This is a genomic window from Citrobacter sp. C6_1 (genome assembly GCF_014596835.2).
GTDB classification, from domain to species: Bacteria; Pseudomonadota; Gammaproteobacteria; order Enterobacterales; family Enterobacteriaceae; genus Citrobacter; species Citrobacter pasteurii.
This window is the reverse complement of the sequence record NZ_CP115031.1, coordinates 430,631-444,767: the sequence shown is the minus strand read 5'-3', so window position 1 is coordinate 444,767 and position 14,137 is coordinate 430,631. Positions and strand designations below refer to the sequence as shown.

Here is a 14,137-nt window from a genome sequence, read left to right as displayed (position 1 = left end):
CCCTCCCGTACGCGCCATAAGGTACAATCCCCGCTTTCTTTATCCACAAGGGACAAAAAATGGACGCTCGTTTTGTTCAGGCCCATAAAGAGGCGCGCTGGGCGCTGTGGCTGACCCTTTTATACCTTGCCGCATGGTTAGTGACTGCTTACTTACCAGATTCAACCCTCGGTTTTACCGGCTTACCGCACTGGTTCGAAATGGCCTGCCTGCTAACACCGTTGGTTTTCATCGTACTGTGCTGGGCGATGGTGAAGTTTATCTATCGCGACATTCCGTTGGAGGATGACGATGCAGCTTGAAGTTATTTTGCCGCTGGTCGCCTATCTGTTGGTGGTCTTCGGTCTCTCTGTTTACGCCATGAGAAAGCGCATGACCGGCACTTTCCTGAATGAATATTTCCTCGGCAGCCGCTCGATGGGCGGGGTCGTGTTAGCCATGACGCTAACAGCAACCTACATTAGCGCCAGCTCGTTTATTGGCGGCCCTGGCGCCGCTTATAAATACGGGTTGGGATGGGTATTACTGGCGATGATCCAGTTGCCTGCAGTTTGGCTCTCTTTGGGGATCCTCGGGAAGAAATTCGCCATTCTGGCGCGCCGTTACAACGCCGTAACCCTTAACGACATGCTGTTTGCCCGCTACCAGAGCCGTCTGCTGGTCTGGCTGGCAAGTCTTAGCCTGCTGGTCGCGTTTGTCGGAGCAATGACCGTACAGTTTATTGGCGGCGCACGTTTGCTGGAAACCGCCGCGGGCATTCCTTACGAAACCGGTCTGCTAATCTTTGGCGTCAGTATCGCCTTGTATACGGCGTTCGGTGGATTTCGCGCCAGCGTACTGAATGACACGATGCAGGGCATGGTGATGCTGATTGGTACTATCGTTCTGCTGGTCGGCGTCGTTCATGCCGCCGGTGGCCTTAGCAATGCAGTGGTAACCCTGCAAACCATCGACCCTAAACTGGTCTCGCCGCAGGGCGCGGATGACATTCTGTCACCCACGTTTATGACCTCATTCTGGGTACTGGTGTGCTTTGGCGTCATTGGCCTGCCGCATACGGCGGTACGCTGTATCTCCTATAAAGACAGCAAAGCGGTGCACCGCGGAATTATCATCGGCACCATCGTAGTGGCGATCCTGATGTTTGGGATGCATCTGGCGGGTGCATTGGGACGTGCGGTGATCCCTGACCTGACGGTACCGGATCTGGTTATCCCAACCCTGATGGTCAAAGTGTTGCCACCGGTAGCTGCCGGTGTCTTCCTCGCAGCGCCCATGGCCGCGATCATGTCGACGATCAATGCCCAATTGCTGCAGAGCTCCGCTACGATCATTAAGGATCTGTACCTGAATCTTCGTCCGGAACAGTTGAAAAACGAAACCCGGCTGAAGCGCATGTCGGCCGTGATTACCCTGCTGCTCGGCGCGTTACTGCTGCTGGCTGCCTGGAAACCGCCAGAGATGATTATCTGGCTTAACCTGCTGGCATTTGGCGGGCTGGAAGCGGTCTTCCTGTGGCCGCTGGTGCTGGGCCTGTACTGGGAGCGCGCAAACGCGGCAGGCGCATTGAGCGCGATGATTGTCGGCGGCGTGTTGTATGCCGTACTCGCGACCTTTAACGTTCAGTACCTGGGCTTCCATCCGATCGTGCCCTCGTTGCTGATAAGCTTGCTGGCTTTCCTGATCGGCAACCGTTTCGGTTCCACCGTTCCGCAAGCCACCATATTGACTACTGATAAATAAAGAGTTTTGCCATGCCATGGATCCAACTAAAACTGAACACGACCGGTGCCAACGCTGAAGAGTTAAGCGATGCGTTGATGGAAGCGGGCTCCGTTTCCATCACTTTCCAGGATACGCATGATACGCCGGTGTTCGAGCCTCTGCCGGGCGAGACTCGCCTGTGGGGCGATACCGATGTTATCGGCTTGTTCGACGCAGAAACCGACATGAAAGAAGTCGTTGCCATTCTGGAGCAGCATCCGCTGCTGGGTGAAGGCTTCACGCATAAAATCGAACAGCTTGAAGATAAAGACTGGGAACGCGAATGGATGGATAACTTCCATCCGATGCGCTTTGGCGAACGCCTGTGGATTTGCCCGAGCTGGCGCGATGTCCCGGATGAGAATGCCGTCAACGTGATGCTGGACCCGGGTCTGGCGTTTGGTACCGGCACTCACCCCACCACCTCTCTGTGCCTGCAATGGCTGGATGGTCTCGATCTTAACGGCAAAACGGTTATCGACTTTGGCTGCGGCTCCGGCATTCTGGCCATTGCGGCACTGAAACTGGGCGCAGCGAAAGCCATCGGCGTGGATATCGATCCACAAGCGATTCAGGCCAGCCGTGATAACGCCCAGCGTAATGGCGTTTCTGAGCGTCTGGAGCTTTATCTGCCGAAAGACCAGCCAGAAGCGATGAAAGCCGACGTAGTGGTCGCCAACATCCTCGCGGGCCCATTACGTGAACTGGCGCCGTTAATCAGCGTACTGCCCGTTGAGGGAGGTTTACTGGGGCTTTCAGGCATTCTTGCCAGCCAGGCTGACAGTGTCTGCGAAGCCTATGCCGATCTCTTTACGCTCGATCCGGTCATCGAAAAAGAAGAGTGGTGTCGTATTACCGGTCAGAAAAAATAATCTTCACTCGTTACTATCGCTAGCCCCATAATCGCTTTCGTTTTCGCAAAATGATTTGCGGAAATGAGAGCGAGATCGCATTACAAAGTCACTATTTGTTCACAAAAACAGCTTTTTATCCTGATGTCCTGAGCCTGAGCGCAATAAAAAAAGAGAAGTTTTCGGAATTTATAAACAGATGATAAATCAGCGCAACCACGTATCATAATGATTATTAAAGCTTTTAATTTGAAACTGTGTACTTAGTCAGCAATTCATTGATCCACCTCAGTGGATTGGTCAAAGTTTGGCCTTTCATCTCATGCAAAAAATGCGTAATATACGCCGCCTTGCAGTCACAGTATGGTCATTTCTTAACTCATGCGCATCGGACAATACCAGCTCAGAAATCGCCTGATCGCAGCACCTATGGCTGGCATCACTGACAGACCATTCAGGACGCTGTGCTATGAGATGGGAGCAGGATTGACGGTATCCGAGATGATGTCTTCTAACCCGCAGGTTTGGGAAAGCGACAAATCTCGTTTACGTATGGTGCACGTTGATGAGCCAGGAATTCGCACGGTGCAAATTGCCGGTAGCGACCCTGTTGAGATGGCTGATGCCGCACGTATTAACGTGGAAAGCGGCGCCCAGATTATTGATATCAATATGGGGTGTCCGGCTAAAAAAGTGAATCGTAAGCTCGCAGGTTCAGCCCTCTTGCAGTACCCGGATTTAGTGAAATCGATACTAACCGAGGTCGTCAATGCAGTGGACGTTCCTGTCACACTCAAGATTCGCACCGGCTGGGCTCCGGAACACCGTAACTGCGTAGAGATTGCCCAACTGGCTGAAGACTGTGGCATTCAGGCTCTGACCATTCATGGACGCACCCGCGCCTGTTTGTTCAATGGAGATGCTGAGTACGACAGTATTCGGGCAGTTAAGCAGAAAGTTTCCATTCCGATTATCGCGAATGGCGACATTACTGACCCGCATAAAGCCAGAGCTGTACTCGACTATACGGGGGCGGATGCCCTGATGATAGGACGTGCAGCTCAGGGAAGACCCTGGATCTTTCGGGAAATCCAGCATTATCTGGACACTGGGGAGCTGCTGCCCCCGCTGCCTCTGGCAGAGGTGAAGCGCTTGCTTTGTGCGCATGTTCGGGAACTGCACGACTTTTATGGTCAGGCAAAAGGGTACCGAATTGCGCGTAAACACGTATCCTGGTATCTCCAGGAACACGCTCCGGATGACCAGTTTCGGCGCACATTCAACGCCATTGAAGATTCCAGCGAACAGCTGGCGGCGTTGGAGGCATACTTCGAAAATTTTGCGTAAACAGAAATAAAGAGCTGACAGAACTATGTTCGAACAACGCGTAAATTCTGACGTACTGACCGTTTCTACCGTTAACTCTCAGGATCAGGTAACTCAAAAACCCCTGCGTGACTCGGTTAAACAGGCACTGAAGAACTATTTTGCTCAATTGAATGGTCAGGATGTTAACGATCTCTATGAGCTGGTACTGGCTGAAGTAGAACAGCCCCTGTTGGACATGGTGATGCAATACACCCGCGGTAACCAGACCCGTGCTGCCCTGATGATGGGCATCAACCGTGGTACGCTGCGTAAAAAACTGAAAAAATACGGCATGAACTGATACTAATCAGTTAAATGTTTGTTTTAAAAGGCGCTACTCGGCATGGGGAAGCGCCTTTTTTATTGACGTCATACGGGAGGCTTTGGCGATGAACGCGAGATGTGAACCTGTCTATTTTGGCGATGAATCTAAAAAGATAATCCTGGGTGATGCGCTGACCGAACTGAAAAAGCTGCCGTCTGAAAGCGTCGAGCTCGTTTTTGCCGACCCACCTTATAATATCGGTAAAAACTTTGACGGGATGGTGGAATCCTGGGATGAAGAGAGCTTTTTGGCATGGCTGTTTGAATGCATTGACGAGTGTCATCGGATTCTCAAACCACACGGCACCATGTACATCATGAACAGTACGGAGAACATGCCGTACATCGACCTCAAATGCCGCCAGCTTTTTACCATCAAAAGCCGTATTGTGTGGGCCTATGATAGCTCAGGGGTACAGGCCAAAAAGTACTTTGGTTCGATGTATGAACCGATCCTGATGATGGTAAAAGATCAGAAAAACTATACGTTTAATCGCGATGATATTCTGGTGGAAGCCAAAACGGGCGCTCAACGCGCGCTGATAGACTACAGAAAGAACCCACCCCAGCCATACAATCAGAAAAAAGTGCCTGGCAATGTCTGGGAGTTTCCCCGCGTTCGCTATCTGATGGACGAATACGAAAACCACCCCACGCAGAAACCCAAAGCCCTGCTGGAGCGCATCATTCTGGCTTCCTCCAACCCAGATGACAAAGTGCTGGATCCGTTTGCCGGTAGCTTCACAACCGGTGCCACTGCCGTGGAATTAGGTCGCAAGTTTGTCGGGATTGAAATCAATGCCGAATACGTAAAAATGGGGCTCAGAAGATTGAGTATTGGTTCTCATTTTTCAGAGATTGAACTTGCAAAGGTGAAAAAGCGTAAGACCAAAAATCTGTCTAAAAAGAGTCGATTACCAGAAAAGAGCGGTGGAATTTCAGCAAAGTAAAAGCATTGTAAGTCTGCTTTTCAGCTTTTAGATTTCGTGTATATTCCCTGCACGCTTGGGCATGAATACACAGGATTTGGTAATGATTCGCAAGTATTGGTGGCTGGTTGTTTTTGCGGTTTTCGTTTTTCTTTTTGATGCGCTACTTATTCAGTGGATAGAGCTGATGACGACAGAGCACGACAAGTGTCGGAATATGAACTCGGTGAATCCCCTTAAGCTGGTCAACTGCGTCGATCTCGAATAGCGCCACCAACCCCGCTTCAGCAGCCGTCAGGCCTGGCGGCTAAAACTACCCTACCTGACTCTCACTCTGCGTTAATTGCCTTACGATACCATCTGGGCTTAACATTTTTAATACATTATCAACTAATACTGGCGCTTGTTTATAAAGATCATAACTCATTGGATTAATGAGCCAGTTTTTAACGATGCCACTAAAACTGCCATGAAGAATAATTATTATAATGTCTAAATCAAGACCGGTGGCGATAAGCCCGTCGTCCATACATTTCTGCAAGGCAATACGCATACCAAGATGGTTGATACCAATTTTTTCACGAATAGCCTGTTCCGATATCATATCATTATGGAATTCACATTTATGATATAAAATCTGCATTAATGCCTGCTGTCGAGGATTCTCAGCAATATATTGCAAACCCACAACTAATCTTTCTTGTAGCCGCTGTAATGGGTTATCTCCCCAACGGCCCACAAGCCGCTCTTGAATAAGATCGCGCAAGGGCGGCTGCTGTAACCAAAGCTCATTAAAAAGCTGCGTTTTATTTTCGAAATGCCAATAGAGCGCTCCCCGCGTAACATTGGCCGCATCCGCGATGTCGTTGAGCGTCGTATTACTCACACCACGCGCGGCGAACTGTACAATCGCTGTTTCAATCAGGAGCTGACGCGTTTTGAGGGCATCGGCTTTCGTTTTTCTGACCATAGTTTCGAATGCCTGAGGCAGAGTAGATAATGATTAACTTTCTTATTTAATATTTACTATACGGAATAAATGTACCACCGGGCAATTATTTAAACGAGTTCTAAACTATTTCATTGCGTGGATTACACACAAATAATCAAAACGAATAAAAAACATCAATCCATTCACCAATTATATAATCATTTCAATATGTATTTATACGCATCATAACATTGCGATTAACAACATAATAAATCAGTACTTGATTACTCTTTTTTGTTTTTATGTGCCGTGCATCGTCCCCGTAAATAAGTATTGCTTACATCGCAAGCTAATAATTTGTAGGATAGCCAACTATTATTTTTGTGCACGTTATCTCCCTTGCCTCACCCGGTAAATAACGAGCTTTCGGTTTTTTAAGGAATCGTAATGACGAAAAATGCCAGGTTCTCACTCCTGCCCTCATTCATCATCATCTCCGCTGCATTACTCGCCGGTTGTAACGATCAGGGGGATACACAAGCTCATCCTGCCGAGCCACAGGTTACTGTCCATGTCGTTGAGTCGGCCCCTTTAGCCGTGACGACTGAATTACCGGGACGAACAACCTCATTCCGTATTGCTGAAGTCCGTCCTCAGGTCAGCGGGATTGTACTTAAACGGAATTTCACCGAAGGGAGTGATGTTGAAGCAGGTCAATCGCTTTATCAGATCGATCCCGCAACCTACCAGGCAGACTATGACAGCGCCAAAGGTGAGCTGGCGAAGAGTGAAGCGGCTGCTGCAATTACGCATTTAACGGTAAAACGTTATGTTCCGCTGGTTGGCACTAAGTACATCAGCCAGCAAGAGTACGATCAGGCCATTGCTGATGCCCGCCAGGCCGATGCATCCGTAATAGCAGCAAAAGCCGCGGTCGAAAGCGCACGTATTAACCTGGCCTACACCAAAGTGACATCGCCCATTAGCGGACGGATCGGTAAATCTAACGTCACCGAAGGCGCATTAGTCACGAATGGTCAGGCAACAGAGTTAGCCACCGTTCAGCAACTTGATCCTATTTATGTCGATGTCACGCAGTCCAGCAACGACTTTATGCGCCTCAAGCAATCAGTTGAGCAAGGGAGCCTGCATAAAGACGATGCCAGCAGTACCGTCGAACTGGTGATGGAAAATGGCCAGTCGTACCCGCTGAAAGGCTCTTTGCAATTTTCTGACGTGACGGTTGATGAAAGCACCGGTTCGATCACCCTCAGGGCCGTATTCCCTAACCCGCAGCACACGCTGCTACCGGGCATGTTTGTGCGCGCGCGCATTGATGAAGGCGTCCAGCCGAATGCCATTCTTGTTCCGCAACAGGGAGTAACGCGTACGCCTCGCGGCGATGCCACCGTGATGATCGTTAACGACAAGAGTCAGGTTGAGTCTCGCGCCGTCGTTGCCGCACAAGCCATTGGCGACAAGTGGCTCATCAGCAAAGGCCTGCAACCGGGAGACAAAGTTATCGTGAGCGGCTTACAGAAAGCACGCCCTGGCGTTCAGGTTAAAGCAACCGCCGATACCGAAACCCCAGCCACGAAAGCCCAATAAGGTAACCGGACATGGCTAACTTTTTTATCAGGCGTCCTATTTTTGCCTGGGTACTGGCCATCATTCTGATGATGGCGGGGGCTCTGGCAATCATGCAACTCCCTGTGGCACAGTACCCGACCATTGCTCCCCCTGCGGTTGCCATTACCGCCACCTATCCAGGTGCGGATGCGCAGACGGTACAGGACACTGTTACGCAGGTTATCGAACAGAATATGAACGGTATCGATAACCTGATGTATATGTCCTCCACCAGCGACTCCGCCGGGAGTGTGACCATCACGCTGACCTTCCAGTCTGGTACCGACCCCGATATCGCCCAGGTTCAGGTGCAAAACAAACTGCAACTCGCCACGCCGTTACTGCCGCAGGAAGTCCAGCAGCAGGGGATCGGCGTTGAGAAATCCAGCAGCAGCTTTTTAATGGTCGCGGGGTTTGTTTCTGATAACCCGCAAACCACGCAGGATGACATTTCCGACTACGTCGCCTCAAACGTTAAAGACTCAATCAGCCGTCTTAATGGCGTGGGTGACGTGCAACTGTTTGGCGCGCAGTACGCTATGCGTATTTGGCTGGATGCGAACTTGTTGAACAAGTACCAGCTTACGCCGGTTGATGTGATCAATCAGTTGAAAGTCCAGAACGATCAAATTGCCGCGGGTCAGTTAGGGGGGACGCCTGCATTACCTAACCAGCAGCTTAACGCTTCTATCATTGCGCAAACGCGACTGAAAGATCCTGAAGAGTTCGGCAAAGTCACTTTACGTGTGAACAGCGATGGTTCGGTTGTTCACCTGAAGGATGTTGCGCGGATCGAGTTGGGTGGTGAGAACTACAACGTCGTGGCGCGTATTAACGGTAAGCCTGCATCTGGCCTCGGTATTAAGCTGGCAACCGGGGCAAACGCGCTGGATACCGCTAACGCCATCAAAGCCAAGCTGGTTGAGCTGCAACCGTTCTTCCCGCAGGGAATGAAGGTAGTCTATCCGTACGACACCACGCCGTTTGTGACCATCTCCATTCATGAAGTGGTGAAAACGCTGTTTGAGGCGATCGTACTGGTGTTCCTGGTCATGTATTTGTTCCTGCAGAACATCCGGGCAACACTCATTCCAACTATCGCGGTACCCGTCGTGTTGTTGGGTACATTTGCCGTACTTGCCGCGTTTGGCTACTCGATAAACACCCTGACGATGTTCGGGATGGTGCTCGCCATTGGTCTATTGGTCGATGATGCGATAGTGGTGGTGGAAAACGTCGAACGTGTGATGATGGAAGATAATCTGCCGCCTAAAGAGGCGACGGAAAAATCTATGTCACAAATTCAGGGAGCGTTGGTCGGTATCGCCATGGTGCTGTCTGCGGTCTTTATCCCGATGGCCTTCTTTGGCGGATCAACCGGGGCTATCTACCGGCAGTTCTCCATCACCATCGTCTCCGCCATGGCGCTTTCTGTACTGGTCGCACTGATCCTGACTCCCGCACTTTGCGCAACGCTGCTGAAGCCGTTATCAGCCGAGCATCACGAGAAAAAAAGCGGTTTCTTTGGCTGGTTTAATGCCAAATTTGATCACAGCGTCAATCACTACACCAATAGCGTCAGCGGTATTGTGCGTAAAACCGGGCGTTACCTGGTTGTCTACCTGATCATCGTGATCGGCATGGCGGTGCTGTTTATGCGTCTGCCGACCTCCTTCCTGCCGGAAGAAGATCAGGGCGTATTTATGACCATGATCCAGCTCCCGGCGGGGGCAACACAAGAGCGCACCCAGAAAGTGCTGGATCAGGTCACCCAGTATTATCTGAACAATGAGAAAGCTAACGTCGCAAGCGTCTTCACGGTTAACGGCTTTAGCTTCAGCGGTCAGGGGCAAAACTCCGGTCTGGCGTTCGTCAGCCTCAAGCCCTGGAATGAGCGTAGCGGAGAGGAAAACAGCGCCGAAGCGGTCATTGCGCGCGCCACTCGCGCCTTCAGCCAGATCCGCGATGGACTGGTCTTCCCCTTCAACATGCCGGCTATTGTTGAGCTGGGTACCGCAACCGGCTTCGACTTCGAGCTGATCGATCAGGGTGGTCTGGGACATACGGCGTTAACGCAAGCACGTAACCAACTGCTGGGTATGGTGGCTAAACACCCAGACTTGTTAGTCCGCGTGCGTCCGAACGGCCTGGAAGATACTCCCCAGTTCAAACTGGACGTCGATCAGGAGAAAGCGCAAGCGCTGGGCATTTCGCTGTCGGACATTAACGAGACGATCTCTGCATCGTTGGGCGGCTATTACGTCAATGACTTTATTGACCGCGGCCGGGTGAAGAAAGTGTACGTTCAGGCGGATGCTAAATTCCGCATGCTGCCAACGGACATCAGTAATCTGTATATCCGCAGTGCCAATGGTGAGATGGTTCCGTTCTCTGCGTTCAGCGCATCGCATTGGATCTATGGTTCACCCCGCCTGGAGCGTTACAACGGTATGCCATCCATGGAAATACTGGGGGAAGCCGCGCCGGGTCGAAGTACCGGTGAAGCGATGGCGCTGATGGAAAGCCTGGCGGAAAAACTGCCAAACGGCATTGGTCATGACTGGACGGGTATGTCCTATCAGGAACGACTGTCAGGTAACCAGGCGCCTGCGCTGTATGCCATCTCGCTAATCGTTGTCTTTCTTTGCCTTGCTGCATTATATGAAAGCTGGTCGATTCCCTTCTCGGTTATGCTGGTTGTACCGCTCGGTGTGGTTGGTGCGTTGTTAGCTGCATCGCTGCGTGGGATGAATAACGACGTCTACTTCCAGGTGGGTCTGCTAACCACTATTGGACTCTCGGCTAAAAACGCCATCCTGATCGTTGAGTTTGCCAAAGACCTGATGGATAAAGAGGGCAAAGGGTTGATCGAAGCCACTCTGGAGGCATCGCGCATGCGTCTTCGCCCTATTCTGATGACATCCCTGGCATTTATTCTGGGGGTTATGCCACTGGTTATCAGCCACGGTGCGGGTAGCGGGGCGCAAAACGCTGTCGGCACAGGCGTAATGGGGGGAATGCTGACCGCAACATTGTTGGCTATCTTCTTTGTCCCCGTCTTCTTTGTTGTCGTCAGACGGCGTTTTAGTCGGCACAATGATTAATTTGTAAAATAAAGGCGTCTTCGGACGCCTTTTTCACCGATGATGCCCCTCTTTATTTATTAATAAGATAGCCATTTATTTCTTTTTAATCCTTCCTGGATGCTCGCTCGCCGCCTTTCTTTTTATCCATTATTTTTACAATCCACATGAATTGAGATTATTCCTCATGTCAGTCTTTTTTTAAGCGGTGGTAAAATAATTGCCGGGTTCGCAGATGGCTTAGCGTTTGTCTTTGCTCAATTAGCGAAACGCTTATTTTTGAGGTAACACCATGAAAAGATTAATATCCGTTGCATTGCTAACCGCATTTCTGGCCGGCTGCGCACACGATTCTCCTTGCGTACCTGTATACGACGATCAGGGGCGCCTGGTTCATACCAATACCTGTATGAAAGGCACTACGCAGGATAACTGGGAAACTGCCGGTGCCATCGCCGGTGGCGCAGCAGCCGTTGCCGGGCTGACGCTTGGGATAGTCGCCCTGACCAAATAAATCTTCTTAAAAGCGCGGTGATTACCGCGCTTTTTGCAATAAAATTTAAATTTTCATATAAGACAAAAAGTTGGAATATAGCACTCAACGTATAATAAAATTATTATAGATTTCCCTCACATATCCACGATTTGAAATTAGCATTTTTTCTGATCTTCGTAACACCACATTTTCTTTCCATTACTCTCACGCTATCAATATTAACGTCCGAAATCGTTATCATGCGTCCTGTCTGATTTTTAAATTTTTTGCGCCAAAATGTGGCTTACGTTTCAATTTTGCACCACTTCAGGGCGCTGCATTTATTTTTTCCTGTCTACACTCTGCATATTGCGTCGAATAATCGTGCGCAAAAACCTGGCACTACCTTTGCTTAGAAGAGTATGGCCATAGCCACAGACAGGAAAAAGACGTTTTCAGAACGTTTCCATAACAATAATTCCTCCACACAGGATGCTCTATGAAAAAGATGATAATAGCCAGCCTGGCTACGGCCGGCGTGCTGCTTGCGGTTGCAAATCAGGCACATGCCGGCGCAACTCTCGATGCCGTAAAGAAAAAGGGGTTTGTGCAGTGTGGTATCAGTGATGGCCTGCCTGGTTTTTCTTACGCTGATGCAAGCGGTAAATTCTCTGGTATTGATGTCGATGTATGTCGTGGCGTTGCCGCTGCCGTATTTGGTGATGACAGCAAAGTAAAATATACCCCACTCACCGCCAAAGAACGCTTTACCGCACTACAATCTGGCGAAGTCGACATGCTCTCTCGTAATACCACATGGACCTCCTCTCGTGATGCAGGAATGGGAATGTCTTTCACTGGCGTAACGTATTACGACGGCATTGGTTTTCTTACCCACAATAAAGCGGGCCTGAAGAGCGCTAAAGAACTGGATGGCGCAACGGTTTGTATTCAGGCAGGAACAGATACTGAACTGAATGTGGCCGACTACTTTAAAGCCAATAACATGAAGTATACCCCTGTCACCTTTGATCGTTCTGATGAGTCCGCTAAAGCGCTGGAATCAGGGCGCTGCGATACGCTTGCTTCCGACCAGTCTCAGTTGTACGCCCTGCGGATCAAACTGAGCAACCCCGCAGAATGGATTGTACTGCCAGAAGTTATTTCTAAAGAACCACTGGGGCCAGTCGTGCGTCGTGGTGACGATGAGTGGTTCTCGATTGTTCGCTGGACGTTGTTCGCTATGCTGAACGCCGAAGAGATGGGTGTTAACTCAAAAAATGTTGACGAAAAAGCGGCAAATCCTGCAACACCGGATATGGCGCACCTGTTAGGTAAAGAGGGGGACTATGGCAAGGATCTGAAACTTGATAACAAATGGGCTTACAACATTATCAAGCAGGTAGGTAACTACTCGGAGATCTTTGAACGTAACGTTGGATCGGAAAGCCCGTTGAAGATCAAGCGTGGACAGAACAACCTCTGGAATAACGGCGGCATTCAATATGCGCCACCAGTGCGCTAATGCGTAGTGATGTAATGGGCGCCGCTTCCGCGGCGCTTAGTCCAGAGTCATAGTTACCGAGGTTTTCTTATGTCCCATCGCCGCTCAACCGTAAAAGGATCGTTATCCTTTTCTAACCCTGCGGTCCGCGCCTGGTTATTTCAAATACTCGCTGTGATTGCGGTCGTTAGCATTGCGGTCTATCTCATCCATAACACTATTAATAACCTGAGCAGTCGCGGTATTACCTCGGGATTTTCTTTTCTCGAACGCAGTGCCGGATTTGGTATCGTCCAGCATCTGATTGATTACGAGCAAGGCGATACATATGGCCGCGTCTTTATCGTCGGTCTGCTTAATACACTGTTAGTCTCCGCATTGTGCATTGTTTTCGCATCATTTCTCGGCTTTTTTCTCGGACTGGCACGGCTGTCGGATAACTGGTTACTACGAAAGCTCTCTACGATCTACATCGAAACGTTCCGCAATATCCCGCCATTGCTGCAGATCTTCTTTTGGTATTTTGCCGTATTACGGAATTTGCCCGGACCGCGGCAGGCTGTTAGTGCCCTGGATCTGGTCTTTCTGAGCAATCGTGGGCTCTACATTCCGGCACCACAGATGGGAGAAGGTCTGATTACCTTCTGTGCCGCAATCGTGCTTGCCGTCATCATCACCATTGGGTTATTCCGCTTCAACAAAATGCACCAGACCAAAACAGGCCAGTTACGCCGAACATGGCCAACAGCCCTGGTGCTAATCATGTTTCTACCGATGATTTCACATTGGATTTTCGGTGCGGCGCTGCACTGGGATATCCCTGAACTGCGCGGGTTTAACTTCCGGGGCGGTATGGTGCTTATTCCCGAACTGGCTGCCCTGACGCTGGCGCTTTCGGTGTATACCTCAGCGTTTATTGCAGAAATTATTCGGGCAGGAATTCAGGCTGTTCCTTATGGGCAACATGAAGCCGCACGTTCGCTGGGCCTGCCAAATCCGGTAACGTTGCGCCAGGTGATCATCCCGCAGGCGCTGCGCGTCATCATTCCCCCATTAACCAGCCAGTATCTGAACATCGTCAAAAACTCCTCACTTGCGGCCGCCATTGGCTACCCGGATATGGTGTCATTGTTTGCCGGTACTGTGCTCAATCAAACAGGACAGGCCATCGAAACTATTGCCATCACCATGTCGGTGTACCTGATCATCAGCCTGAGCATTTCTCTGCTGATGAATATTTATAACCGCCGTATTGCACTGATTGAGCGCTAAAGAGCCA

Annotated in this window: 13 protein-coding genes; 12 read left to right on the top strand and 1 reads right to left on the bottom strand. The window is 50.2% G+C overall.

The features are described 5' to 3' along the window. The first annotated feature begins 59 nt into the window (after positions 1–59). The 7 genes from IB196_RS02245 (at position 60) to IB196_RS02215 (ending at position 5,504) form a co-directional block, all read left to right on the top strand. Complete coding sequence (locus tag IB196_RS02245; protein ID WP_005121379.1) at positions 60–302, top strand: YhdT family protein; 243 nt, start codon at positions 60–62, stop codon at positions 300–302. After that, entirely contained in the window at positions 292–1,743 is a 1,452-nt protein-coding gene (panF, locus tag IB196_RS02240) for a sodium/pantothenate symporter (RefSeq protein ID WP_005121380.1), read from the top strand. The genes IB196_RS02245 and panF overlap by 11 nt, the downstream gene beginning before the upstream one ends. 11 nt (positions 1,744–1,754) lie before the next feature. Continuing rightward, complete coding sequence (gene prmA, locus IB196_RS02235; protein ID WP_005121381.1) at positions 1,755–2,636, top strand: 50S ribosomal protein L11 methyltransferase; 882 nt, start codon at positions 1,755–1,757, stop codon at positions 2,634–2,636. 360 nt (positions 2,637–2,996) lie between these two features. Beyond that, positions 2,997–3,962 (top strand): tRNA dihydrouridine synthase DusB, encoded by a 966-nt coding sequence (dusB, locus tag IB196_RS02230; RefSeq protein WP_003025224.1) that lies wholly within the window; start codon positions 2,997–2,999, stop codon positions 3,960–3,962. A gap of 25 nt (positions 3,963–3,987) precedes the next feature. Then, a complete protein-coding gene (gene fis, locus IB196_RS02225; RefSeq protein ID WP_000462905.1) occupies positions 3,988–4,284 on the top strand; it encodes a DNA-binding transcriptional regulator Fis in 297 nt (98 codons plus the stop codon). Positions 4,285–4,372: 88 nt separating this feature from the next. Next, positions 4,373–5,257 (top strand): adenine-specific DNA-methyltransferase, encoded by an 885-nt coding sequence (gene yhdJ / locus IB196_RS02220; protein WP_005121383.1) that lies wholly within the window; start codon positions 4,373–4,375, stop codon positions 5,255–5,257. 82 nt (positions 5,258–5,339) lie between these two features. Then, positions 5,340–5,504 carry a DUF2556 family protein gene (locus IB196_RS02215; protein WP_003025279.1) on the top strand — a complete coding sequence of 55 codons (165 nt, stop codon included), beginning with the start codon at positions 5,340–5,342 and terminating at the stop codon, positions 5,502–5,504. A 45-nt stretch (positions 5,505–5,549) separates the two neighbouring features. On the opposite strand, the gene envR is transcribed toward IB196_RS02215, so the two are convergent. Then, positions 5,550–6,206, bottom strand: a complete 657-nt coding sequence (gene envR, locus IB196_RS02210; RefSeq protein WP_040234175.1) for an acrEF/envCD operon transcriptional regulator — start codon at positions 6,204–6,206, stop codon at positions 5,550–5,552. Between the two features lie 408 nt (positions 6,207–6,614). Between envR and IB196_RS02205 the strand changes: the two genes are divergently transcribed. The 5 genes from IB196_RS02205 to IB196_RS02185 all read left to right on the top strand — a co-directional run bounded on the left by IB196_RS02205 (position 6,615) and on the right by IB196_RS02185 (position 14,130). Beyond that, positions 6,615–7,775: an efflux RND transporter periplasmic adaptor subunit gene (locus IB196_RS02205; protein WP_121585126.1), complete on the top strand. Its 1,161-nt coding sequence runs from the start codon at positions 6,615–6,617 to the stop codon at positions 7,773–7,775. 11 nt (positions 7,776–7,786) lie between these two features. Continuing rightward, a complete protein-coding gene (locus IB196_RS02200; protein ID WP_040234177.1) occupies positions 7,787–10,900 on the top strand; it encodes an efflux RND transporter permease subunit in 3,114 nt (1,037 codons plus the stop codon). A gap of 271 nt (positions 10,901–11,171) precedes the next feature. Then, positions 11,172–11,393, top strand: coding sequence for a lipoprotein (locus tag IB196_RS02195; RefSeq protein WP_003025292.1), 222 nt, complete (start codon positions 11,172–11,174; stop codon positions 11,391–11,393). Between the two features lie 460 nt (positions 11,394–11,853). Continuing rightward, positions 11,854–12,879 carry an amino acid ABC transporter substrate-binding protein gene (locus tag IB196_RS02190; RefSeq protein WP_005121390.1) on the top strand — a complete coding sequence of 342 codons (1,026 nt, stop codon included), beginning with the start codon at positions 11,854–11,856 and terminating at the stop codon, positions 12,877–12,879. Positions 12,880–12,948: 69 nt separating this feature from the next. Further along, complete coding sequence (locus tag IB196_RS02185) at positions 12,949–14,130, top strand: amino acid ABC transporter permease (protein ID WP_005121391.1); 1,182 nt, start codon at positions 12,949–12,951, stop codon at positions 14,128–14,130. The last annotated feature ends 7 nt before the right edge of the window (positions 14,131–14,137 follow it).

Bases quoted from the DNA above. Each gene is read 5' to 3' on its own strand.
- IB196_RS02245 (WP_005121379.1), top strand. From the start codon at position 60: ATGGACGCTCGTTTTGTTCAGGCCCATAAAGAGGCGCGCTGGGCGCTG.
- panF (WP_005121380.1), top strand. From the start codon at position 292: ATGCAGCTTGAAGTTATTTTGCCGCTGGTCGCCTATCTGTTGGTGGTC.
- prmA (WP_005121381.1), top strand. From the start codon at position 1,755: ATGCCATGGATCCAACTAAAACTGAACACGACCGGTGCCAACGCTGAA.
- dusB (WP_003025224.1), top strand. From the start codon at position 2,997: ATGCGCATCGGACAATACCAGCTCAGAAATCGCCTGATCGCAGCACCT.
- fis (WP_000462905.1), top strand. From the start codon at position 3,988: ATGTTCGAACAACGCGTAAATTCTGACGTACTGACCGTTTCTACCGTT.
- yhdJ (WP_005121383.1), top strand. From the start codon at position 4,373: ATGAACGCGAGATGTGAACCTGTCTATTTTGGCGATGAATCTAAAAAG.
- IB196_RS02215 (WP_003025279.1), top strand. From the start codon at position 5,340: ATGATTCGCAAGTATTGGTGGCTGGTTGTTTTTGCGGTTTTCGTTTTT.
- envR (WP_040234175.1), bottom strand. From the start codon at position 6,206: ATGGTCAGAAAAACGAAAGCCGATGCCCTCAAAACGCGTCAGCTCCTG.
- IB196_RS02205 (WP_121585126.1), top strand. From the start codon at position 6,615: ATGACGAAAAATGCCAGGTTCTCACTCCTGCCCTCATTCATCATCATC.
- IB196_RS02200 (WP_040234177.1), top strand. From the start codon at position 7,787: ATGGCTAACTTTTTTATCAGGCGTCCTATTTTTGCCTGGGTACTGGCC.
- IB196_RS02195 (WP_003025292.1), top strand. From the start codon at position 11,172: ATGAAAAGATTAATATCCGTTGCATTGCTAACCGCATTTCTGGCCGGC.
- IB196_RS02190 (WP_005121390.1), top strand. From the start codon at position 11,854: ATGAAAAAGATGATAATAGCCAGCCTGGCTACGGCCGGCGTGCTGCTT.
- IB196_RS02185 (WP_005121391.1), top strand. From the start codon at position 12,949: ATGTCCCATCGCCGCTCAACCGTAAAAGGATCGTTATCCTTTTCTAAC.